The sequence below is a fragment of the Xanthobacter autotrophicus ATCC 700552 genome, assembly GCF_043194565.1.
GTDB classification, from domain to species: Bacteria; Pseudomonadota; Alphaproteobacteria; order Rhizobiales; family Xanthobacteraceae; genus Xanthobacter; species Xanthobacter autotrophicus_F.
The window spans coordinates 222973-244695 of the sequence record NZ_JBAFVS010000002.1; the positions used below are offsets into that span (position 1 = coordinate 222973).

20 protein-coding genes are annotated in these 21723 nt (G+C 68.6%); 5 read left to right on the forward strand and 15 right to left on the reverse strand.

Translation table 11 applies throughout. The annotated features are described in order from the left end of the window. Window positions 1–524: 524 nt before the first annotated feature. The 4 genes from V5F48_RS02950 to V5F48_RS02965 are packed head-to-tail and all read right to left on the reverse strand — an operon-like array spanning window position 525 to window position 2844. Window positions 525–2036, reverse strand: a complete 1512-nt coding sequence (locus V5F48_RS02950) for a primase-helicase family protein (RefSeq protein WP_394039906.1) — start codon at window positions 2034–2036, stop codon at window positions 525–527. Window positions 2037–2046: 10 nt separating this feature from the next. Beyond that, a complete protein-coding gene (locus tag V5F48_RS02955) occupies window positions 2047–2337 on the reverse strand; it encodes a helix-turn-helix transcriptional regulator (protein ID WP_394039908.1) in 291 nt (96 codons plus the stop codon). Between the two features lie 3 nt (window positions 2338–2340). Continuing rightward, window positions 2341–2640, reverse strand: coding sequence for a hypothetical protein (locus V5F48_RS02960; protein WP_394039910.1), 300 nt, complete (start codon window positions 2638–2640; stop codon window positions 2341–2343). Between the two features lie 33 nt (window positions 2641–2673). After that, complete coding sequence (locus tag V5F48_RS02965) at window positions 2674–2844, reverse strand: DNA-binding protein (RefSeq protein WP_394039912.1); 171 nt, start codon at window positions 2842–2844, stop codon at window positions 2674–2676. 82 nt (window positions 2845–2926) lie between these two features. Here V5F48_RS02965 and V5F48_RS02970 point away from each other — a divergent pair, with 82 nt between their 5' ends. After that, window positions 2927–3250, forward strand: coding sequence for an Arc family DNA-binding protein (locus V5F48_RS02970; protein WP_394039914.1), 324 nt, complete (start codon window positions 2927–2929; stop codon window positions 3248–3250). Window positions 3251–3791: 541 nt separating this feature from the next. On the opposite strand, the gene V5F48_RS02975 is transcribed toward V5F48_RS02970, so the two are convergent. Beyond that, window positions 3792–5096, reverse strand: coding sequence for a tyrosine-type recombinase/integrase (locus tag V5F48_RS02975; protein ID WP_394039916.1), 1305 nt, complete (start codon window positions 5094–5096; stop codon window positions 3792–3794). A gap of 963 nt (window positions 5097–6059) precedes the next feature. Between V5F48_RS02975 and cydD the strand changes: the two genes are divergently transcribed. Both cydD and cydC read left to right on the forward strand, forming a co-directional pair. Continuing rightward, a complete protein-coding gene (cydD, locus tag V5F48_RS02980; RefSeq protein WP_394040161.1) occupies window positions 6060–7784 on the forward strand; it encodes a thiol reductant ABC exporter subunit CydD in 1725 nt (574 codons plus the stop codon). Next, window positions 7781–9508 carry a thiol reductant ABC exporter subunit CydC gene (cydC, locus tag V5F48_RS02985; RefSeq protein WP_394039918.1) on the forward strand — a complete coding sequence of 576 codons (1728 nt, stop codon included), beginning with the start codon at window positions 7781–7783 and terminating at the stop codon, window positions 9506–9508. The genes cydD and cydC overlap by 4 nt, the downstream gene beginning before the upstream one ends. A 133-nt stretch (window positions 9509–9641) precedes the next feature. Here the strand turns inward: cydC and V5F48_RS02990 are convergent, their stop codons facing one another. The 6 genes from V5F48_RS02990 to V5F48_RS03015 all read right to left on the reverse strand — a co-directional run bounded on the left by V5F48_RS02990 (window position 9642) and on the right by V5F48_RS03015 (window position 15831). After that, entirely contained in the window at window positions 9642–10580 is a 939-nt protein-coding gene (locus V5F48_RS02990) for an FAD:protein FMN transferase (protein ID WP_394039920.1), read from the reverse strand. Beyond that, a complete protein-coding gene (locus V5F48_RS02995; protein ID WP_394039922.1) occupies window positions 10561–12753 on the reverse strand; it encodes a PepSY domain-containing protein in 2193 nt (730 codons plus the stop codon). The genes V5F48_RS02990 and V5F48_RS02995 overlap by 20 nt, the downstream gene beginning before the upstream one ends. 17 nt (window positions 12754–12770) lie before the next feature. Continuing rightward, complete coding sequence (locus V5F48_RS03000; RefSeq protein ID WP_394039924.1) at window positions 12771–13241, reverse strand: DUF2271 domain-containing protein; 471 nt, start codon at window positions 13239–13241, stop codon at window positions 12771–12773. A 59-nt stretch (window positions 13242–13300) separates the two neighbouring features. After that, the gene (locus V5F48_RS03005; RefSeq protein ID WP_394039926.1) at window positions 13301–13684 is read right to left on the reverse strand and encodes a hypothetical protein; all 384 of its coding nucleotides are present in this window, start codon (window positions 13682–13684) and stop codon (window positions 13301–13303) included. 81 nt (window positions 13685–13765) lie between these two features. Next, window positions 13766–15163: a sensor histidine kinase gene (locus V5F48_RS03010; protein WP_394039928.1), complete on the reverse strand. Its 1398-nt coding sequence runs from the start codon at window positions 15161–15163 to the stop codon at window positions 13766–13768. Continuing rightward, window positions 15160–15831 carry a response regulator transcription factor gene (locus V5F48_RS03015; protein ID WP_394039930.1) on the reverse strand — a complete coding sequence of 224 codons (672 nt, stop codon included), beginning with the start codon at window positions 15829–15831 and terminating at the stop codon, window positions 15160–15162. Before V5F48_RS03015 ends, V5F48_RS03010 begins: the two co-directional genes overlap by 4 nt. 136 nt (window positions 15832–15967) lie before the next feature. On the opposite strand from V5F48_RS03015, the gene V5F48_RS03020 reads away from it, so the two are divergent. Further along, entirely contained in the window at window positions 15968–16252 is a 285-nt protein-coding gene (locus tag V5F48_RS03020) for a PepSY domain-containing protein (protein ID WP_394039932.1), read from the forward strand. Between the two features lie 141 nt (window positions 16253–16393). On the opposite strand, the gene V5F48_RS03025 is transcribed toward V5F48_RS03020, so the two are convergent. After that, window positions 16394–17299, reverse strand: coding sequence for an AEC family transporter (locus tag V5F48_RS03025; RefSeq protein WP_394039933.1), 906 nt, complete (start codon window positions 17297–17299; stop codon window positions 16394–16396). A 2-nt stretch (window positions 17300–17301) separates the two neighbouring features. Beyond that, window positions 17302–18471 (reverse strand): aminotransferase-like domain-containing protein, encoded by a 1170-nt coding sequence (locus V5F48_RS03030; RefSeq protein ID WP_394039935.1) that lies wholly within the window; start codon window positions 18469–18471, stop codon window positions 17302–17304. An 85-nt stretch (window positions 18472–18556) separates the two neighbouring features. Between V5F48_RS03030 and V5F48_RS03035 the strand changes: the two genes are divergently transcribed. Continuing rightward, a complete protein-coding gene (locus V5F48_RS03035) occupies window positions 18557–19456 on the forward strand; it encodes a LysR family transcriptional regulator (RefSeq protein WP_394039937.1) in 900 nt (299 codons plus the stop codon). Window positions 19457–19474: 18 nt separating this feature from the next. Here the strand turns inward: V5F48_RS03035 and V5F48_RS03040 are convergent, their stop codons facing one another. Both V5F48_RS03040 and hutI read right to left on the reverse strand, forming a co-directional pair. Further along, a complete protein-coding gene (locus V5F48_RS03040) occupies window positions 19475–20371 on the reverse strand; it encodes an MBL fold metallo-hydrolase (RefSeq protein WP_394039939.1) in 897 nt (298 codons plus the stop codon). Beyond that, entirely contained in the window at window positions 20368–21639 is a 1272-nt protein-coding gene (gene hutI / locus V5F48_RS03045) for an imidazolonepropionase (RefSeq protein WP_394039941.1), read from the reverse strand. The genes V5F48_RS03040 and hutI overlap by 4 nt, the downstream gene beginning before the upstream one ends. Between the last annotated feature and the right edge of the window lie 84 nt (window positions 21640–21723).

A 21723-nucleotide genomic window follows, 5' to 3' on the forward strand; every position in this document is an offset into this window, starting at 1 on the left:
AGACTCGCGCATTATCTCAAGATTTTACAATATATTACATCACTTTACCATGGATATTTATTGCCGGTGATTGCCATTTATCGCTCAACATTACCCTGAAAGCACCATACACCCCCCTTCGCGCGCGATCCTTCCCCGCCGGTCCGGAGGTGACGACGGGAAGTCGGAAACCACCCCCCTCCCCTGCCGCCCGAGCCGCCAGGCACCTGCGCCCCGCCTGCGCCTCCGGACTCCGCCGGCCCTCCCCCGCTGATGAAGCTCCGCCACCACCATCGCGGCATCCGGTCCCAGCTGGTCCAAGGATGGTCCAAGCAAGGCAAGGGTCAAAATCCCTTATTTTTCAATGTCCGGTCCAAGTGGTCCAAGTGGTCCAAGCAAAAAGCAATAAGAGATATAAGCTATACCTACTGAAGCAACCGACGTGAAAACGCATGGACCACGTGGACCGCATGGACCAAGGCCGGTGAATGCTCAATTCTCAGGACGGCAACCGCTTGGACCGGGCTTGGCCCACCGTGGACCGTCTAACCCTCGCCAGACTCTGGCCAACGTACGGATTGCCCCAGCTCCTCGTCGAATGCTTCGCGACAGTCCTCCAGAGACGGGAGGATGTAACACCTCACACGCTTCTGCTCGCCATCACTGCCACCGCGCGGACGTACACTATCGAGCCGTGGCACCAGCTTACGAAGTTTAATTGCTAACTCTTCATTCGTGCAGCGACGTTTGACGCCAACGGCATCGCAATGGCCGAGGTAATCTTTATAGAGTGCCTCTCGCGGCACCTGGATCAACCATTGGTCAACGCCAGCTGTCGTCACGCCGGTGGACAGTCGCTCAAACCACCAACTCTCGACACTGTCGAGGCTTCGAACCTTCTGCTCGAGCAATGCACCTGTCCGTGGGATCTTGCGCAGATCCACACATGACAAGTCGTAGTGCATGAGGTCGTACAGCAGCGCCTCGAGCCCTCCATTTGCAAGCTCCTCGTCCATCTCCCGGAAGTAATCGGTGTTCTGAGCGCAGCGTGGGTTTATGTCGAGCACACAGAAGCGCCGTTCATCTTTGCCAGCCGGCACCACCCAATCTTCGTTTGAGGTCATCATCAACCGCACGAGATTGTCCAGGCGGATAGGGTCGATGCCTTTGGCCTCGATCATCTGGAACTTCGAGGTGACGAGACCCTTAAGCCGTCCCTCTGCCGCCTTGTCGCCGGCCCAAACGGCCTCCTCCGCCTGCAGCAGGATGCAACTGGCCATATGCGCATTGAACTGGCCTGTCACATAGCGTGGATCGTCCACCGCGAAATAGTGGGCAGGAAAGAGTGAGCCCATCACCTCGCCGACCTTGGTCTTGCCCGTGCCCATCTTCCCACGCATGACCAAGGCCGTGCCGATCCGCTCCCTTGGCCGCTGCACCATGTGGGCGAACCAGCCCAGCACCCACCCGTACAGCGCTGCATCACCATCGCACACGTTGTTGAGAAGGTGGTCATGCAGGATATCCCAGCCATCCTTCTTTTGCCGGGGCTCCACGGCAAAGCCGCGCCAGAGGTTGAGGTATCCCTCCGTGCCTGGCACCCCGTCCGGGTTCGGAAAGAACTCGATGCCGGCGAACTGGCGGCGCCTGTAACTTTGAATCCACCGAAGTGCCCAGGTCATTCCTTTGACCTTGCCGTCCGAGCCCACAACCTCGGTGTACGTATTCGCGAACCAGGTTTTGAACGCGTCTACCGCGATCAGGCGAAGGCGATCCTCCATCGGTCCGGCGATCTGCTCTCGCACGATCACCGCCTTGGACCCCATGAGCACGAGGCCCCATTCCCGGTTCATCCTATCGACACTGAAGCCGCCTTCTCTCGGCGGAGCCGGGCCGTTTTCATCTCGCCCATTCATGCCCCCGCCTGTCGGCGCGGCGCCTGCCACTGGCGCCACGCTGTCGTTTGCCGCCTGACCAGCCACCAGATCGGCAATGCGACGCGCCGCCTCGGGGCCCACGATCACGTCCGCCGCCTTCGCGGCCTTTTTCGAGGTCAATGCCCCCCCCTTACGCCGCATCGCCGGTCTCGCTCGTGGATCGCTGCGCCTTGCCAAGGCGCGCGGCGATCCAGGCGTCGAGGTCATCGCGGGCATAGACCACCTTGCGCATCACCTTGTGGAACGGCGGCCCGAAGCTGGTCAGGCACCGCCACTTCGCCAGCGTCGCGACGGCGACGTTGCAGCCCAGGTGGTGGCTGAGATACGCCGACGCGTGTGGTGGCGTCAGGAGCCGCCGGCGGAAGAAGGCGGGGAGTTCGCTATCATCGTTTGCGGCGGCGGGGACATTCTCGTTGCCCATGGCTCACACCTCCCGCTGCTCGAGGACGTTCACACACGCCTCAAGCGACCCGATCGAACCAACCGCCTCATCCAACAAGAACATCGTCGCGTCTATCGAATCCTCTGTAAAGATGAGCCGCACGGACTGTTCGCTGTATCTTTCACCTCTATTGAGATTGAAGCCGAAGGCATGATCCGCTTCGAGCAGATGAATGATGCTCTTGAGCCTCCTGACTTCGCAGAACACTTTGTTTAGGATATTTCGCGTCTCTTCCGGTTCAGGCAAAGCGGCGGCGTTTGCCGCGGCGGTGCGCTTCGGCATGGGATGATCCTTGGGTAGAGGTTGGGGGTGGAACTATTCGGCCTTGGGGGCCGGGGGCTGAGCGGTCACCCGCTCCATGCGTTCGCGCAGCGCGCGGATGATTTCTGAGGTGAGGGACGAACTGTTGTATTTGGACTGACGATCAAGCCACGCCTTGATATCGCACGGGAGCCTGATCTTGAGCTGCGATTCGCTTGGTGCCATGAGCGCTCCATGAACCTATTAGGTTTATATAAACCAAATAGGTTCATTGCCTGTCAAGGACCTATTTGGTTTATTTGGCGACATGAAGCAGACCGACCCCCAAATGAAGATCCGGTTACCGCCCGACATCAAGGCGAGGATTGAGGCCGCAGCCGCTGCCAACAATCGTTCGATGAATGCCGAGATCGTGACCCGCCTAGAAATGTCATTCAATGAAACGCTGCCAATTCCAGCGCCAAATCTGAAATCAACCAGTGATCCAGCGGAGATACTTGCTCTAATATCAAGAACAATCTCAGATTTAGATAGATATCAAAAGCATTACACATCGATGCTTAAGCTAAATAGAGGCGACTTCGAAAAAAGAAGGGTTCATCACGACGACCACGACGCCGAGGACGAATAGTGACATCAATGCTACCCGAATCTCAACGCGCCCGCCGTCGCCGTGACCTCGCCCGCATGAAGGCGAAAGCCTGCCGCGTCTACCCCGACGCGCTCCACGCGGCGAAGTGGGCTGACTACCTTGCTGTGTGCTCTTGCTTTCTCTGCAACCACGGGCGCCGCTCCGCCGGCCCCACGCTGCAGGAACGCCGCTCGGCGGCATCGGCGGACTTCAGCATGCAAGAATGATGAGGTCGGCAAAGCCGACGGCTGGGCGCTCCGCCGCCACCAGACACGAAAAACCCCGGCCACGTTTCCGTGCCGGGGTTTCTTTCGATCCGTGGCGAGACCGTAAGTCAAGCAACTGCCGCAAGTCAACTGCCGCCTCGATTTCCGATTCCCGGCACCGAACAGGCGTGAGGCGAATCACCGGCCGCGCCGCCGCGCAGGGCAGAAGCAGAGAATGAAAAACCCCGGTCACGCTGTCGTGCCGGGGTTTCCTTTGATCCGTGGCGAAACCGTAAGTCAAGTTCCTGTCGGAAGTCAACCGCCCATTGAATTCTTCATTTTGCAGACCGATCAGTCTTTTTCGTGATTCGCGCCTTCTCCGGCGCCGGGCCGTTGGCACCCCGCGCCTCGCCCTTCTTCATGGCCCCGGCGATCTTGCGGGCGGTGCTGTCCGCCACCTTCTTCAGCGGATCGTCCCGCAGGTGAGCGTAGATCTCGGTCGTCCTCGCCTGCTTGTGGCCCAGCACCTTGCCCACCAGGTACAGCGCTGCGCCGCCCGCCACCGCGAACGACGCAAAGGAATGCCTCAGGTCGTGCAGCCGCAGCTCGGGCATGTCCGCCGCGGTCCTCACGTCGCCCCAGGCCTTCGACAATCCGACGACGTGCCCCTCTGCACCACGGGTCGCCGGGAAGACATAGGGGTTGTCCTTCTTGCGCTCGAGGCCCTTGAGGATATCCACCGCCGGCGCCGGCAAGGGGGTGACCTTCGCACCCGTCTTCGAGTCCGGAAAGCGGATCATGCCGCGCCCGAAGTCGATCCAATCCCACTGGAGGCCTTCGATCTCGCCGCGCCGGCACCCGGTGAGCATGAGCAGGCGGATGCAGGCCGCGAAGGAGGCATGAAGCTTCATGCCGTCTTCCATGCCTGCGATGGTTTCGGCGAGCTTCGCCACCTCAGCCTCGGACAGGAAGCGCTCCACCTTCTCCTGCTTGAACAGGCGGACGCCGGACGCAGGATTCGCCGGAATGATGCCTCGCCCCGCCGCAAAGGAGAGCATGGCCCGCAGGGTGGCCGTCGCCCGCGCGGCAATCCCCTTCCCGCCCGTGACCCGGGCCGCGCCACGCGGCTTTGTCTTCGTGGTGCGCGCCGACTTCCCCTCGGCAACGTCGGACTGGAACTTGGCGATGTCCGCACGGGTGAGGCTTTTCACCGGCCGCGTGCCCAGGAGCGGCTTCACGTGGGCGCGCAAGATGGCCGCGTCCGTATCCCAACTCCGCTGCTTCTTGTTCGGCCGTTCGGACGGCCCCTCCTTCAGGTAGAGGTCGGCCAGGTCCGCCACGGAGGCCGCCGAGCGCGCCGCTTCCTTCGCGGCCAGCGGATCGACGCCATGAAGCGCGAGGCTGCGCAGCGCTTCCTTCGCCTTCTCCCGGGCGTCATCGGTGGTCCAGGGCGAGCCGTGCTTGCCGATGGTCAAGCGCCTGGTTTGGCCCTCAGCCGTGCGATATTGCAGGATATAGGCCTTGCCGCCGGATGGAGTGACCCGAAGCCCGAAGCCCTTCACCTCCGAATCCCATATGAAGACCTGCGCCTTTGACGGCGCCGCGGCATCGACAATCCGCTTCGTCAATCTCGCTGACATGGCTCCTCCGTGTAAGCACCATGTAAGCATATGTAAGCAAGTCGGGGCAAATTCACGGAATGGCCGGAAACGTCGCGCACTCGACAACATACTGATTTATCGCATAAAATCATCGTCAGGCACTCTCGGCCCATCACGGGGAAAATCGGCCTGAAGCCATTCGTAATGCGTGGGTCGGAGGTTCGAATCCTCTCCGCGGCACCATCTGTGTTGGCGCGATGCCGCCGGCCAACCCATCGCGCGGCACCATCTGTGTTGGCGCGATGCCGCCGGCCAACCCATCGCGCGGCACCATTCGTGTTGGCGCGATGCCGCCGGCCAACCCATCGCGCGGGGTTTGCTCCGCTTCGCCGCACCTTTTGCCTCTTGCGGGACGTCTTCTAACGTCAAAAACATATCAAAATGAGATGATGAGTGGCCTGAGACGGTCCATCTGGGCCCGTTGAGCCCCGGTCGAATCTCGTGCGCATGCCAGGGGGTCTCAGTCTGAAAGTCTGCGGCTCCCGCTGGCGCCGGCCGCACCGTGGAGCCCTCCCCGCCGAAGCCGGATGGCTCCGGCTTCGGCTTTTGGGAACCGCACGAGGTAACAGCCGGGTCCGGGCGCCAGAGGGAGTGGCAACGGGGCTCAATTTCAACCGAGGCACGACCGTCCTTTGGTCCCGCGCGAGGGCCGGCTCATCACCCCTTCGCATCGCGCCCGCCCTGCAATCGCGCTTTTCATCGCAGTGAAGGAGCCGGAAACATGTGGTATCTCGCATGGGTCCTGAACCATGGGATCTGGGCGTCACGGTCGCATTGACCATGGGCGCAACCATGTCATGTGGCTCGAAATCCAGAACGCGCTCAATGGGCCCAACGAAACCGCTCGACCCAGTGACCGCGCCCTGATCACACGGAGGTGTCGCCATCCCCACCGAGCGTGCGCCCGACGAGAAGGCCGGCCGCAAGCGCGCGTCGGCCTTCATCTCCCGCTTCAGGGGATCGGCGAAGGGTGATCTGCGCCTCACCCTGACCTGTTCGGTGGTGACGGGCCTTCTCATCATCGCCCAGGCCTTCCTGGTGGCGCGGATCCTCGATGGCGTGCTGTTCCGGCACCAGCCCATCGGTGCCTTTCCGGTGGAGATCGCCGGGCTCCTGGCCGCCATGGTCCTGCGCTTCGGCACGGTCTGGGCCACCGAGCGCTTCGGCTTCGCCGCCGCCGCCAAGGTGATGCGCGCGCTGCGGGCCGAACTCGTCGACCGGGTGGAGAAGATCGGCCCCGTCGGCCTCGCCGAGACCCGAACCGGCGAGATGGTGGCCGCACTGGCCGAGGGCGTCCGCGCGGTGGAGCCCTATTATGCGCGCTATATCCCCGCCTCGGTGCTGGCGGTGGTGCTGCCCCTCGCCATCGTCGTCGTGGTGTTCCCCCTCGACTGGATGTCGGCGCTGATCTTCCTCGTCACCGCCCCGCTCATCCCGGTGTTCATGATCCTCATCGGCAAGGGGGCGGAAGCGCTCAACCAGAAGCAGTGGCGCCGCCTCGCCCGCATGTCCGGCCACCTGCTCGACGCGGTGCAGGGCCTCGCCACGCTGAAGGCCTTCAATGCCGCCGGGCGCATGGCGCGGCAGGTGGCGGAAGTGGCGGACGATTATCGCCGCGACACCATGGCGGTGCTGCGCGTCGCCTTCCTCTCGTCCCTGGTGCTGGAATTCTTCGCCACGGTCTCCATCGCGCTGGTGGCCATCCTCATCGGTTTCCGCCTCCTGTGGGGCGGCATGGGCTTCTTCGAAGGCCTTTTCATCCTGCTGCTGGCACCGGAATTCTATGCCCCGCTCCGGGCCATGGGCACCGCCTATCACGCGCGCATGGAAGCCCTCGGCGCAGCCGAACGCATGGTGGCGCTGGAGGACCTGCCGCAGCTCGCGGAGACCGGCGGCGCGACCCCCCTGCCCTCGCCCGACGCCATCGAGATCCGGTTCGAGGACGTTCATCTCGACTTTGCCGGGGGGCGGCGGGCGCTCTGCGGGGTAAGCTTCACCGTCGCGCCGGGGCAGACGGTGGCGCTGGTGGGTCCCTCGGGCGCCGGCAAGACATCGCTTTTGAACCTCCTGCTCGGCTTTGTGAAACCCACCGCGGGCCGGGTTCTGGTGAACGGCGTGCCGCTCGCGGACCTGGACCTTGCCGCCTGGCGCCGCCGCATCGGCTACGTGCCGCAGCACCCGCGCCTGTTCGCCGGCACGCTGGCCGCCAACATCGCCCCCGGCGAGGCGGCCCCCGACCCCGCGCGTCTGGAGCGCGCCATCGCCGATGCCGGGCTCGCCGATGTGGTCGCGGCCATTCCCGGCGGCCTTGCCGGACGGATCGGGGAAGGCGGCGCCGGGCTTTCGGGCGGCGAGGCCCATCGCCTCGCGGTGGCTCGCGCCTTCTACCGCGGCGCGCCCATGATCGTGCTCGACGAACCCACCGCCCATCTCGACGGCGAGAGCGAGGCCAAGGTGCAGGAGGCGCTCGCCCGGCTGCTGCCCGGCCGCACCGGCCTTGTCGCCGCCCATCGCCTCGCCGGCATCCAGGGGGCGGACCGCATCGTGGTCCTGAAGGACGGACGGATCGCGGAAGACGGCGACCACGCGACGCTGCTCGCCCGCGGCGGGCTCTATGCCGGCCTGCTGCGCACCGGCGAAGCCGCGACCCCGGAGGCTGCCCAGTGAAGGACGCGCTGCGCCTCCTCGCCCTCATGCGGCCGCAGGCGGGCTGGATGGCCCTCGCCGTCCTGCTGTCCGCCCTCGCCAGCCTCGCGCATGTGGCGCTGATGGCGACCTCCGGCTGGTTCATCACCGCCATGGCGCTGGCCGGAGCCGCCGGCGCCAGCATGAATTATTTCACCCCGGCGGCTTATATCCGCGCCTTCGCCATCATCCGCACGGCGGGGCGCTATGCGGAGCGCATCGTCGGCCATGAGGCGACGCTGAAATTCGTGGCCAACCTGCGCCCGTGGGTGTTCGTGCGCCTCACGCCCCTCGCCCCGGCAGCGCTGGAGGACAAGCGCAGCGGCGACCTGCTGACCCACCTCAAGGGTGATATCGACCGGCTGGAATTCGCCTTCCTGCGCATCCTGTCACCGGCCCTGGCCGCGCTGCTGGTGCTGGCCGCCGGGCTCTTCGTGGTGGCCGCCCATGACGGCACCATGGCCGCTGTCCTGCTGGTCACGGCGCTCATGGGCGGGCTCGGCCTGCCGCTGCTGGTGCATCGGCTGGGCGCGGCGGCGTCCCGGCGGGTCACCGCCCGCACGGCGGAGTTGAACACGTTGCTGGTGGACCATCTGGAAGGCCGGGCCGAACTCGACATCTACGATCCGGGCCGGCGCCATCGCGCCGCGCTGGATGCCGCCAGCGACAGCCTCATCGCCGACGAGAGCCGGCTCGCCGGCATCGCCGGATTTGCCGGTGCGGGGGTCGGCCTCGCCGCGCAGACGACGCTGCTTCTGGTGATGGTGATCGGCGCCCCGCGCGTGCTCGACGGCAGCCTGCCCGGCGCCGACCTGCCCATGCTGGCGCTGCTGGTGCTGGCCCTGTTCGATGCCGTGGCGCCGTTGCCGCTGGCATTCCAGACCCTGCCGGGAACGCTCGCCTCGGCCCGCCGCATCTTCGCGCTGGTGGACCGGCCGGTTCCGGTGCCCGATCCGGCGGCACCCAGGCCCGTGCCAGCCGAAGGCGTGCTTGTCTTCGCGCGGGCCGGGCTCACCTATCCCGGCGCGTCGGCGCCGGCGGTGGAAGGCGTCGACCTCACCCTCGCGCCGGGGCGGCGCATCGCCGTCATCGGGCCGAGCGGCTCGGGCAAGTCCAGCCTGATTGCCCTGGCGCTGCGCTTCCGCGCGGCGGACCCGGGGGCCCTCGCCTTCGCCGGGGCGCCGGTGGAGGAGTATGAGGCCGACGCCCTGCGCCAACGCATGACGGTGCTGGCCCAGCGGGACCACCTGTTCTCCGCCACCATCCGCGATAACCTGCTGATCGCGTCGCCGCAGGCGTCCTCCGCCGAGATCGAGGCAGCCTGCGCCCGCGCCGGCATCCTGTCGTTCATCAAGGCCCAACCCGAGGGCCTTGAGACCTTCGTCGGCGCCCACGGGGCAAAAGTCTCCGGCGGGGAGGCCCGCCGCCTGGGCCTTGCCCGCACGCTGCTGAAGGATGCGCCCATCGTCATTCTCGACGAGCCCACGGAGGGCCTCGACGCCGAGACCGAGCGGCGCGTGCTCGACACCGTGCTGGAGGCCACAAGGGCGCGCGCTTTGCTCCTTGTCACCCATCGCCCGGCGCGGCTCGAAGCCATGGACGAGATCGTGCTCATGGCGGCCGGGCGCATCCTCGCCCGCGGCACGCCAGCCGAGATGATGCCCTACATGGCCGCGGCCGACCGGACGGACGGCGGAGCGGCATGACCCAAGTCGCACGCCGCACGTCGCGCTGAAGCACGTCGCACGTCGCCCTGAAGCACGTCGCGCTGAAGCACGTCGCCCTGTCGCACGCCTGAACCGGCGTCGCGCATCGCCAGATATGGACCCGGCGGGCCATTCATGGCCATGTCGCCACCACCTCCCCATCGGTCCGCACGAACAGCGCAGCGAGGCCCAGGCGGCGTGCGAGCGCCGGGCCCTCGATCGCCCCGCGCACCATCAGGGCGGTGGCCCAGGCATCCGCCGCCATGCAGGTCTCGGCGAGCACGGTGACGGCGACCAGGTCGTTCTCCAGCGGCGCGCCGCGAAACGGGTCCATGGTGTGCGAGAGCATGCGCCCCTCGACCTCCCTTTGGTGGCGATAGCTGCCGGAGGTGGCGACGGCGGCGCCGGACAGCTCCAGCACCCCGAGGATCTCCCGCGCACCCGGCGTGGGCTTCTCATGGGCGACGGTCCAGGGCCGGCCATCGGGCTTGGTGCCTTCGGCCCGCATCTCGCCGTCGATGCCCACCAGCCAGGAAGCGAGGCCCGCCGCCGTCATCTCCCGCCCCAGCTCGTCCACGCCGAAGCCCTTGGCGATGCCGGAGAGGTCGAGCCGCAGCGGCGCCAGCCGGCGCGCGCGACCGCCTGCCGGATCGAGCTGCAGCGTCTTCGGCGGCTCGAACGCCGGGCGGCCGGCGAGCGCCGCGATGCGCCGGGCGTCGGGCACGCGCGAGCCGCTGCCGAAGCCCCACGCCTTGACCAGATCGCCCACGCCGATGTGGAACGCCCCCTGCGACAGGCGGCCGATCTCCAATGCCGTGGCCAGAACATGCGCCAGCGCGGGGGGGATCTTCACCCAGGTGCCCACCGGCGCGGCGTTGAGCTGCTCCAGGTCGGAACCCGGACGCCAGGTGGACATCTGCTGCTCCACCCGCTCGACGACGCCCTGGAGGCGGCTTGTCAACGCGGCCTCGTCCACATCTGCGGCAGCGTGGAACAGCGCCGACCAGCGCGACCCCATGGCAGGGCCGCTCAGGGCGTGGCGATACGGGGCCTCAATAGACATCTTCGACATAGCGGCCACACGATTTGAGGGCGGCAAGGTCGAGGCCGAGGGGGCGCACCACCGGCTCGAAGGCGCGGGTCACCGCCTCGGCCATGTCGCGGCCGCCGCACACCAGGATCTGCGCGCCCTGCTTCAGCAATTCCCGCAGGCGCGGCGCATCGGCGGCAATGCGGTCCTGGACATAGGCGCCGCCTTCGCCATCCCGCGAGAAGGCGGTCTTGAGGGAGGTCAGGCGCCGTTCCGCCAGATGCTGGGCCAGTTCGTGCTCGTAGAGGAAATCGGAAGCGGCGCTGCGTCCGCCCCAATAAAGGTGCATGGGCCGTTCCGCCGCATTGGCGCGCACGAAGCCGGCGAGCGGCCCGATGCCGGCCCCGGCGCCGATGAGGATCAGCGGCGCGCGCCCTGCCGCCGGGCGGAACGCCGGATTGGCGCGGATGAAGGCGTTGATGGTGCCGCCAGGCGCCAGCCGGTGCAGGAAGCCGGAGCACAGCCCGCCCTCGCGCAGCCGCACGCAGATCTCCAGCACCCCGTCGCGGGTGGACGAGGCGAGCGAGTAGAAGCGCGGCATCCCATCCCCCGGCGGCACGATCCCCACCAGATCCCCCGCCGCGAAGGATGGCAGGCGACCGGGCGCGGCGGTGCGCGGCTCAGGCCCGGCGTGAAAGCGCAGGATCGCCACCGGCGTGCCCACCGCCTCGCCATAAAGCTCACGCCCGGCGAGCATCAACGACAGGGTCTTCGGCGGCTCGGCCACATGGGAGAGCGTGAGATCGTGGCCCAGCACGACGCCGAGGTCCTGCCCCCATTGGGCGAATTCCTGGGCCGAGCGCCTATCCACCCGCTTCAGGGGCAGAAGGCGCGGGCACCCTTTCGCCTCCAGCGCGTCGGCGACCTCCTGGGCGAACCGGCAGAAATGCGGGAAGTTGCGATCGCCGAAGCCCAGCACCGCCACCGGCGGACACCCCGGCAAGCGCGCGAGCCGGGACAGGAAGCCCTTGGCCGAGGCCGGCGCATCGCCGTCGCCATAGGTGGCGGTGAGGATCAGGAGCCGGTCGGCGGCAAGATGCGCCGCGCCGACCTCGTTCATGGCGGCGATGTGCACCCGGTGCCCCGCCGCGGTCAGGGCCGCATGCAGGGTGCCGGCAAACCCCCAGGTGGAATGGCCTTCGCTGCCCACGAGGATCACCGTATCGGCGCCGCGCGCCGGCGCATTCGCCGCGACGCGCGGACGGGCCGCCCGCCGACGCGCCCACAGGGCGATACCGGTGGCCCCCAGCACCGGCACCGCGGCCGAGGTCAGCCCCAGCAGCAGGCTGAGCAGAATGGCGCCGCGCCCGGTGTGAAGGGTGCGGACAAGCTCATTGATCCGCTCCAGCGTCGTGGCCGGGGCGAAGGCCAGGGCCGCGCCGGTGGCGGCGTCGATCTGCATTTCGCCGGCGGCGGTGCGCAAGGTGAAGACCTCGGTGGGGTCGGAGGGATCGGGGAAGCTCAGTTCGCGCAGCTCCGCCAACGGCGCGGACTGCAGCGCCGCGAGCGTGCCCACCGATGCCGGCGCGCCGCCGCTCGCAGTGACGGCGGGCATGATCCCCTGCGCCTCGGGGATGAGGCCGAAGGTGCCGGCGGACATCCACAGGCCGGTGAGCGACGACAGCACGAGGCCGGCGACGGCCAGCCGCCCCAATTCGCCATGCCAGCGCTGGGCCGGCGTGCCGCGGATCGGCCGCAGCAATGCCCCCGCGCCGCCGAGCCGGCGGGCGAGCAGCAGCGCGCCGGTCACGCTCAGCGCCAGCATGGCCAAAGCGCCCAGCCCAGCCGCGGCCCGGCCCGCGTCGCCGGCGAGGAAGGAGCGATGGAGATTGGTGATGAAGCGCGTCGCCTCGGACACCTGATAGGGGCCGAGCCCCGCGCCGGTGGCGGGATCGACCCGCTCCACGCCGTGCGCGTCCCCGTCGTCGAATGTCACCGTGATGCCGCCGTCCGGCCGCTGGCGGATGGCGGTGATGCCCGAGTGGCGCGCGGCGACTTGCGCCGCGAGGCGCGCGACGCTGATGCCCGCAGGCACCACGGGAACCGCCGCGCGGTCCAGCGCCGGCTGGAGCGAAAGCGCGGCACCGGTGACGGCGACCAGGGTGAGGCCGAGCGCCAGCACGACGCCCGGCAGCCCATGAAGAGCGCGCAGCATGAGGAGATCCGCTTCGGTCAGAAGGTGATGGTGAGGGACTTGATGTAGCCCTTGCCGGCAACCGGCTTGCCGGATGCGGCGGCCGCGAGCGGCACCACCACCTCGGAGGGGTTGTCCATGCCGTCCTCGACGGCGGTGTCCACATGCACCTTGTAGCCGGCATCGATCATGGCGTCGGCAAGGTCCAGGCTGATCTTCAGCGTCTTGCCGGAGCCGATGCTGGCGCCGGTTATGCCGTCGATCTCCGCCGGGCGACCACCGGAGGCGCGCTGCCAGCCGGACAGGTGGCGATGGTATTTCGCCTTGCCGCCGGCCATCCACAAGGTACCCTTGTAGGCCCCGGCGGCGTCGGTGACGTAGAGCACCACATAGGCGCCATTGCCGCCGTAGGCCTTCAGCGTGGTCTCGAACGTGACCGGCCTGGCTTCGGCAAGGGCGGGGGCCATCAGCGCGGCGGTGGCGGCCACGGCGGGGAGAACGAATTTCATCGGTCGGCTCCTGGGTGGGCAGGACGGGGACGGGGACGGGGATGGGACGGGGGACAGGCTCACTGCACCTCGACCTTGGGCCGGGCCTTGCCGTTGAAGAGGCCGTTGTCGGGCACCGGCGCGTCGGGATCGGCGGGGCCGGCCTGGGGCAAGAAACTGCGGCCGTCACTGCGGCCGCGGCGGCCGCCATCATCGTCATCGTCGTCGTCGTCGTCGTCATCATCATCATCTTCGGGGTGACGGCGATCGTGATCGCCATCGCGCCTGTGCCCGGACTTCGAGTCCGCAAGGCGCACGGAGCCGTCCGGACCGGAAGCCGCCCGGCGCTCGTGCCGCTCGGGACCGAAGGGCGACAGGGAATGGAGGTCCGCCGCCGCCAGGGCGATGCCGATGCCCGTGGTGGACAAGAGAAGTGCCGCCCCGATCAGGGTGCGCGTTTTCATGGGTGCCTCCCGGCTGGTGTTGACCGGGTTCACCCTCGTTGACGCACCTGACGCCGACCTGAAGGGCGCGTGGAATGGCGTTCAGCGTCCCGTCAGGATCGGGGCGGGAAAGCGCACCGTGACCTGGAAGCCGTCCGCCTCCCCCGGGATCGGCGAGGCAAGATCGAGCCTCAGCCCGGCACCGCGGCACACGGCGGCGGCGATGGCGAGGCCGAGGCCGGAGCCCTCCGCCTGGGTCGGCCCGCGCTCGAACGGGCGCAGCAGCGCCGCCAGCCGGTCGGCCGGCACCACGGGGCAGCGATTGGCGACCTCGAAGCCATCCTCGCGCAGCCGCACATCAATGGGGCGATCAGGCGCGCCGTGCTTCAGGGCGTTCTCGATGAGATTGCGGGCGAGCACCGCGAAGGCGTCCGGGTCGAGATCGCTGACCGGGCCGCCGTCCGGGGGGATCGTCACCACAAGGTCGGCGCCCAGGTCGGTCTGGCGGTCGGTCTGGCGGTCGGTCTGGTGGTCGAGCTCGGCGATCACATGGCGCAGCACCGGGCCGAGCGGCGCCGGATGCTCGGCCAGAAGGCCGCCGCCTTCGGCCTTCGCCAGCTGCAGCAGCTTCTCGGAGAGGCGGGACAGGCGCCGGAGCGCGCCGGCCACGTCCCGCGCCCGCTGGCGCTCGGCACCCTCCGGCAGTTCGGCCAGCAGGCGCTGGGTCTGGGCCAGCGCCGCGGCGATGGGGGTTCTCAGCTCGTGGGCGCTGTTGGCGGTGAAGCCCCGTTCCGCCTCCAGCGCCCCGCGCAGGCGCTCCATCAGCGCATTGACCGCGGTGGCGACGGGGGCCATCTCCTCCGGCAGGCCATCCGCCGCAACCGGCGTGAGATTGCCGCGGCCGCGCGCCGCGATGGCCCGGCGGAACGCCAGCACCGGCTTGAGCGACAGCCGGACCGCAAGCCAGACGCCGGCCAGCGCGATGGGCACCAGAGCGACAAGCGGCCAGATCAGCGCCATCACGGCCCGCCGCACCGCGGCGGCGCGGTGGCCGAGGTCCTCTGCCGTAGTGACCACGATGGTGCCCCGCACCGCCGCCTCGGTGTAGGTGCGCAGCCGATCGGTGGTGCGGAAGCCCGGGGCGAGGCTTGGCGGAATCGCCATCAGCTCCGCGTCACTGGACTGGAGCAGCACCCGCCCGTCACCGTCACGCACCACATAGGTGATGTATTCCCGATGCGGCCCGATAGGCGCCATGTGCTGGGGAGCGTCCCCGGCCTCGCGGGACAGCAGCTCCGAATAAGCCAGCGGCAGCACCCGCTGCGCCACCTCCTGCAGCGCGCTGTCGAACACTTCGCCGATCTCGTGCTGCAGCACCAGCCCCGCCACCGTGGCCGCGGCGAGCCACAGCGCGGCAACCGAGGCCGCGAGCCACAGCCCGAGCCGCCGGCGCAGGCTCCACCGGCGGGACTGGCGCACGCCGCTCACGGGCCCGCTCACGCGCCCGCTCCCGGCGTGCCGAGGCGATAACCCATGCCGCGCACCGTCTCGATCATGTCGGCACCGAGCTTCTTGCGCAGGCGGCCGATGTAGACCTCGATGGTGTTGCTCTCCACCTCCGCGTCGAAGGAATAGAGCCGTTCCTCCAGCTGCGGCTTCGACATGAGCTGGTGCGGCCGCTGCACGAAGGCTTCGAACAGGGACCATTCCCGGGCGGTGAGCGCCACCGGCCGCCCGGCCCGCCGCACCGAGCGGGCGGCGAGATCGACCTCGATATCGCCGAGGGTGACAAGCGGGTTGGGATTGCCGGCATAGCGCCGGCCCACGGCGCGGATGCGGGCGCTCAGCTCGAACAGGTCGAACGGCTTCACCAGATAATCGTCGGCCCCGGCGTCGAGGGCGGCGATGCGGTCGGAGATCTGGTCGCGCGCGGTCAGCACCATGACCGGCGTCACGTCGCCGGCGCTGCGCAGCTGTTTCAGGAAGTCGGTGCCGCGGCCGTCCGGCAGCATGAGGTCGAGCAGCACGAGCTCGAAGGCGGCGGCATGGAGGGCGATGCCGGCCTCGTCGAGGCGCGTCACCCAATCGGCGGAGTGCCCGTCCGCGCCCAGCTGGTCACGCACGGCCATGCCCAGCACGGGATCGTCTTCGACCAAAAGGATACGCATCTGTCACCTCGGCCCGCGGCGTGCCAACCTAGCGCAGCCGGGTGATGATGGGGCGGCAGAATGCATCCCGGTGTTCAGGTGGGCGTCAGCTGCGCATGCTTCACCTGAGCGCAGGGCATGCGGAGGAGAGCGCAAGGTGAAAAGCACTTGGTTTGCGGGCTGCCTGCTCGCCGCCTGCCTCGCCGCGGGACCGGCGGCCGCGGACCGCGACTGCACCGTGCCCCTCGCCGACTGGCAGCCGCGCGAAGCCCTCCAGAAGAAGCTGGAAGCCGAGGGCTGGAGCGTGCAATCCATCCGCTCCGACGACGGCTGCTACAAGGTCCGCGCCACAAATGTCCAGGGCGCGCGCCTGAAGGCCAAGTACGACCCCGCCAGCCTTGAGCGCATCCGCCATGACCGGGACCACGATGACGACGACTGAAGGTCCATCGATCTTGTCCGCGCCGGACAGGGTTGAAATATCGCGGAAATGTCCGGCAGGCGGAAGGCTCACGCGGCGCGGTTGACCGGCACGCCATGGCATCGAAGGCCGGATGGAACGACCCTGAAGATTGGGGACACGTCACGCGGCTGTGTTCAGGAACACCAGCCACAGGGGCAGGCTGACGCAGCCGATCAGCGTGGACTGAGCGATGAGGGTGGCGACCGCTTCCCTGTCGGCACCGAACACGGACGCCAGCACATGGGCCGCGGAGGCCGTCGGCAGGGCGGCGAACAGGGTCAGCACGCTGGTCCGCACCGGATCGAGCCCGACGGCCGTGGCCAGCGCCCAGGTGGCGGCCGGCAGGATCAGCAGCTTGATGGCGTTGAGGGCGGCGGAGAAGCGGTTGACCCTGGCGAGCGCGCGCCAGTTCAGCGACGCGCCGATGGACAGGAGCGCAATGGGCACCGCCGCCGTGGCCAGCATCCGGACCGGCTTCAGCAGGAGCGGGGGCAGGTCCACGCGCAGCATGGAGAGCGCCATCCCCGCGACACTGGCGACGAAGAAGGGGTTCGTCACGATCTGGCGGATCATCTGCGGCAGCGACAGGGCATGCCCGCGCGACAACGCGCCGATGGCGAGCACGTTGGCGAGCGGCACCGCCATGCCGATGGCGATGGACATGAGGGCGCGGTGCGTCTCGGGCAGCGTCTGCACGGCCACGAAGGCCAGCGCCGTGTTGAAGCGCCAGGCCGTCTGCCACAGGCCGGCAAAGTCGAGGAAGCGCTCGGGACCGAGCCGCCGTAACGGCCAGGCGAGGCAGAAGCCCAGGCCAATGATCAACCAGACCCCGACGCCGATCACCAGCACGTCGCCCGCATCCGGCGCCTTGCTGAGCGCCGCGGTGAAGATCAGCGCCGGGAAAAGCACCTGGAAATTCAGCTTGTCGATGCCCTTCCAGGCATCCGGGGACAAGCTCAGGCGCAGGGCGCCGCCGAGCGCGATCAGGCTGAAGTCGGGCAGCAGGGCGAGCAGGATCTGGAACATGGTCAGCCCCTCACCACCGCAATGAGGCGATCCGCGGCGTCCAGCACCTGGCCATCGGAAAGCCCGACGAAGCACAGGCGCATCCGCTCCGCATACGCCCCCTCTCCGGGGCGGAGCGAAAAGGCCGGTCCCGGTGCGTACATCACGCCGTTGGCCACCGCGCGCTCGAACAGACCGTCTGGGGCAGCATCGGCAGGCATCCGCGCGAACACGAACATTCCGCCCTCGACCGCAGGCATGAGGAAGCCGGCCCCCCCAAGGCGTCCGGCGAGGGCATCGTGGCGCGCCGCATAGAGGCCGCGCACACGCATCACATGGGTGTCGAGCCGCCCGAGGCGCAGGTAATGCAGCGCCACGCGCTGGGCCAGCGAATTGGGCTGGAGGTCGCTCGCCTGGCGCGCCTCCTGCATCGGTCCGGCGACGGCATCCGGCGCAACGGCCCAGCCGAGGCGCAGCCCGGGCGAGATGATCTTGGACAGGCTGCCGAGATGGATGACCGCCGCGCCGGGCACCTGCGGCGCCAACGCCATCAGGCTGGGTGGCGGCGGGGCGCGGAACCACAGGGCACGGTACGGATCGTCCTCGATGACGGGAACCCCGCGCTGCGCGCAGAGGGCGAGCATCGCCAGCCGCTGCGTCTCGGCGAGCGTCTCGCCGGTGGGATTGCCGAAGGTCGGCAGGGCGTAGAGGGCGCGCACGTCCGGGGTCGCGGCCAGGGCTTCGGCGAGCCCCGCCATGGCGGTGTCCGCCGCATCGGTGCGATACCCCACGGCGCGCACACCTACCGCTGCGCAGGCGGAGAGAACCGCCGGATAGACCGGCTCCGGCACCAGCACCGCGGCGCCGGGCGGCGCCAGGGTGCGGATGGCAAGGTCGATGCCCTGCTGCGCGCCGGAGGTGACCAGCAGGCGATGGCCGGCGGGGACCTCGGCCATGTGGTCCTGAAGTGCTTCCAGGAGCAGCGGATCCCCGGCGCTCGGCCCATAGGTCCATGCCGGGAAGTCGGCACCCGCCTTCGCCAGCGCCTCCGCAAGGCCCTCATGGTCGTAGGCATCGCGGGAGGGATGCCCGCTGGCCAGATTGAGCATGCCCGGCCGCGCCGCGAACGGGAAAAGGGCGCGCAGGGGATTGGCGGGAATACCGGCGATGAAGGGATTGAGGGCGATGCTCACGGGGCGGACCGGACGTTTCGGGTGACGACAGGCTTATTCTTGGGCAGAATGAAGTGGCATAATCCAATAACCTCTGGTTATTCAGATGGCCGCTGTCCCCTTCGATGCCGTTCCCCTGCTCGCCCTGCGCCTGCTGCCCCTGGTGGAACGGCTCGGCAATCTGACCGAGGCGGCCCGGGCCCTTAATGTCAGCCAGCCGGCGGCGAGCAAGGCCATCGTCCGCGCCGAGGAGATCTGCGGCCTCGCCCTCGTCATGCGCGGGCGCCGGCCCATGGCGCTCACGGCGGAAGGCCGCATCCTGGCAGAACATGCCGAACGGCAGGATGAACTCGCCCGCCTGACGGCGCGCCGCCTGGACGATTGCAGGGCACAGGGGGACGGCCTCGTGCGCATCGCCTCCTTCGGGGCGTCCGCCTCCACCCACATCCTGCCGCAGCTCGTCGCCGCGGTGGGCCGGCGCTTCTCCCGGCTCCAGATCGAGATCACCGAAAACACCGACCAGCCGACCCTGCAGGCGCTCCATGACGGCCGGGTCGACTTCGCCACCATCGTGGAAACCGAGGATCCGGACCTTGACCTGCTGCCCCTCAAGCAGGATCACCTGATGGCTCTGGTGCGGACCGGCGATCCGCTCGCCCGGCGCCGGACGCTCGACGCGCAGACGCTGGCCGCGGCTCCCTTCATCATGACCAAGGGCGGCAGCGAGCCGCTGGTGCGCGCCTGGTTCGCCCGCGGCGGCCACGAGCCCATGATCCGCCATTCGATCCAGCAGATCACCTCCATCCTGGCCCTGGTGCGGGCCGGCATGGGGGTGTCGATCATCGCCGAGACGGCGGTGCCGGAGACCCATGCCGGGGTGACGGTGACGCCGCTTGAGCCGAGCTTTCCCCGCACCCTCTGCCTGGCCCGGCGCGCGGGGAGCTTCGCCTCCCACGCGGCCGAAATCGTCTGGCGCATGGCCGCCGAACGGGCCATTCCCCGCTGAGCGGCGGCCCGCGTCGCCTCACGCCCCCTTCGGCATGGCCTTCATGTCCGGCTTGTCGAAGGCGACCTTCTCCCCGAAGCAGAAGACGCGGCGGGCCTGAGCCTTGACGAACGCGGGGGCGAGCCGCACCGCGCCCGCTTCCGCCCAGATGGCATCCGGGCGCGCCTTCACCCACGGATCGGGGGGAAGCAGTGTGGAGCCCCGCGTGGTCACGTCCCAGATGCCGTAGTGATGGGGCACGATGAGGCGCGCCTTCAGCCGTTCCGCCACCGCATCCGCCTGCGCATAGCTCAGGACGTGCTGCGAGCCGTCCACGGGGAGCAGCAGGATGTCGATTTCGCCGAGTTTCTCCCACACGCTGTCCGGCGGGTTCGGCCGGTTGTCGCCCCAATGCAGGATCCTGAGGCCGGCAACCTCAACGATCAGCAGGCAATTGTCGAACGAGCGCCAGTTGTCGGGCGGCGTCGTGCCCACATGGGTCAGGCGGCGGGTCATCTCCGCCCAGTCATAGGCATTGTGCCGGCTGTCGCTCACGTGCTTGTCGGCGATGCCGGTGATCGTCACATCGGCGAAGCTGTAGGTTCCGATCAGCCGGTCCAGGATGACGTTGGCGCTGAGCTGATGCAGGCCGTCATGGTCGAAATGGGCATGGGTGGAGAGGGCCACGTCCACCTGCGTCTTCGGGAAATCGTAGAGGTACCAGTCCCACGTCCCCCAGGGCGGGTTGCGCCAGGGATCGAGCATCAGCGTCAGGCCGCCGGGGGTCGTGATGCGGAAGGCCGAGCCGCCGAAGAAGGCCAGCTCGATGGATCCGTCACCGGACGCCGCCGGCCCGGTCTCCTGAAGCGCGATCATGTGGTTGTGGTTCTCCGGCTGCCGCCACGCCCACAGGCCCTCGTTGCTCCTGTCCTTCATCGATCGTCCCTCGGGTTGAGCGCGGTCGCGTCCAGCAGGACGCGGCCCTTCTTGATCACGACCGCCGCCGCGTTGGCGCCGAAGCGGAATGCCAGCTGGCGGAAGTCCGGCACGTCGAACACCACCAGGTCCGCCTGCTTGCCGGGCGCGATCGAGCCGATCCGGGCGTCGCGCCGGATCGCCTTCGCCGCATTGAGCGTGACCCCCAGCAGCGCCGCCTCCGGCGACAGGCCCGAGAGGCGGCAGGCGAAGCCCATGGTCACCTGCTGGGAGAGATGCCAGCACACCGGGCACAGGTCGGTGGCGAGGGCCACGTTGACGCCCGAGCAGGCGAAGCGGCGCGCATCCACCGGCCGGGGATGGCCCACGGCCCAGTCGAAGCCGGGGAAGACGGCGACGCTGGTGCCGGCATCGGCCAGCACGCGCAGGTCGTCGTCACTCAGCATGTTGCCGTGGTCGACCGAAGCCGCCCGCATTTCCGCCGCCAGCCGCGCACCGCCGATGTTGACGCGCGCGTCGGTGTGCAGCTTGGCGGCAAGCCCCACGTTGGCAGCGGCGGCGAGCACGCGCCGGCACTCGTCGATGGTGAAAACGTCCGGGTCCACATAGACGTCGCAGAATTCCGCCAGCCCGCGCTCGGCGATCGCCGGGATGGTGTCGGCGATCATCCGGTCCAGATAGCGCGCCGCCCCCTCCGTCGGCCGCGCATGGGCGCCCAGATAGGTGCCGACGACCTCGACGCCGGTGACCTCCGCCACCAGCCGGGCGGCCTCCAGCGAGGCAATATCGCTGTCATGGTCCAGCCCGTAGCCGGACTTGGTCTCGATGGTGGTGGTGCCGCAGGCGAGCATGCTGCGGGCCCGGCGCAGGGCGGCTTCGGCGAGGCGCCCGGCGGGTAGCCCGGCATTGGCGGCGCGGGAGGCAGGGACGCCCCAGGGCAGGCCGGCGGCGGTGAGGCCGGCATCGTCCAGCCCCCGGGTCCGGTGGAAATATTCGCTGGAGCGGTCGCCTTCGAAGATGAGATGGGTATGGCAATCCACGAGCCCCGGGGCCAAGACGCCGCCCCTGGCGTCGACGATGCGCGTTTGCGCCCCGATCAACGGCATGATCGCGGCCTGCGGTCCCACGGCCGCAATCTGCTCACCCCGAACGGCGACGGCCCCGCCTTCCACCACCCCGATCCCGTCGGGCTGGCGCGGATCGCACAGCACCACCTGCGCGGCGCCGACAATCACGAGGTCGGCGGCCACCGCCCCGATGGGGGGCATGTCCCTTATCGGCGTCTCCCGAGCGAGCAACTTTTCTCTCCATGCCTGAGGCGCGACACCTGCCAGGACTGAACATGGGCCGAA

What these genes read in the sequence shown, in the direction of transcription:
- V5F48_RS02955 (WP_394039908.1), bottom strand. Translation starts at nt 2,337, where the DNA reads ATGGGCAACGAGAATGTCCCCGCCGCCGCAAACGATGATAGCGAACTC.
- V5F48_RS02960 (WP_394039910.1), bottom strand. Translation starts at nt 2,640, where the DNA reads ATGCCGAAGCGCACCGCCGCGGCAAACGCCGCCGCTTTGCCTGAACCG.
- V5F48_RS02965 (WP_394039912.1), bottom strand. Translation starts at nt 2,844, where the DNA reads ATGGCACCAAGCGAATCGCAGCTCAAGATCAGGCTCCCGTGCGATATC.
- V5F48_RS02970 (WP_394039914.1), top strand. Translation starts at nt 2,927, where the DNA reads ATGAAGCAGACCGACCCCCAAATGAAGATCCGGTTACCGCCCGACATC.
- V5F48_RS02975 (WP_394039916.1), bottom strand. Translation starts at nt 5,096, where the DNA reads ATGTCAGCGAGATTGACGAAGCGGATTGTCGATGCCGCGGCGCCGTCA.
- V5F48_RS02990 (WP_394039920.1), bottom strand. Translation starts at nt 10,580, where the DNA reads ATGTCGAAGATGTCTATTGAGGCCCCGTATCGCCACGCCCTGAGCGGC.
- V5F48_RS02995 (WP_394039922.1), bottom strand. Translation starts at nt 12,753, where the DNA reads ATGCTGCGCGCTCTTCATGGGCTGCCGGGCGTCGTGCTGGCGCTCGGC.
- V5F48_RS03000 (WP_394039924.1), bottom strand. Translation starts at nt 13,241, where the DNA reads ATGAAATTCGTTCTCCCCGCCGTGGCCGCCACCGCCGCGCTGATGGCC.
- V5F48_RS03005 (WP_394039926.1), bottom strand. Translation starts at nt 13,684, where the DNA reads ATGAAAACGCGCACCCTGATCGGGGCGGCACTTCTCTTGTCCACCACG.
- V5F48_RS03015 (WP_394039930.1), bottom strand. Translation starts at nt 15,831, where the DNA reads ATGCGTATCCTTTTGGTCGAAGACGATCCCGTGCTGGGCATGGCCGTG.
- V5F48_RS03025 (WP_394039933.1), bottom strand. Translation starts at nt 17,299, where the DNA reads ATGTTCCAGATCCTGCTCGCCCTGCTGCCCGACTTCAGCCTGATCGCG.
- V5F48_RS03035 (WP_394039937.1), top strand. Translation starts at nt 18,557, where the DNA reads ATGGCCGCTGTCCCCTTCGATGCCGTTCCCCTGCTCGCCCTGCGCCTG.
- V5F48_RS03040 (WP_394039939.1), bottom strand. Translation starts at nt 20,371, where the DNA reads ATGAAGGACAGGAGCAACGAGGGCCTGTGGGCGTGGCGGCAGCCGGAG.
- hutI (WP_394039941.1), bottom strand. Translation starts at nt 21,639, where the DNA reads ATGCCCCCCATCGGGGCGGTGGCCGCCGACCTCGTGATTGTCGGCGCC.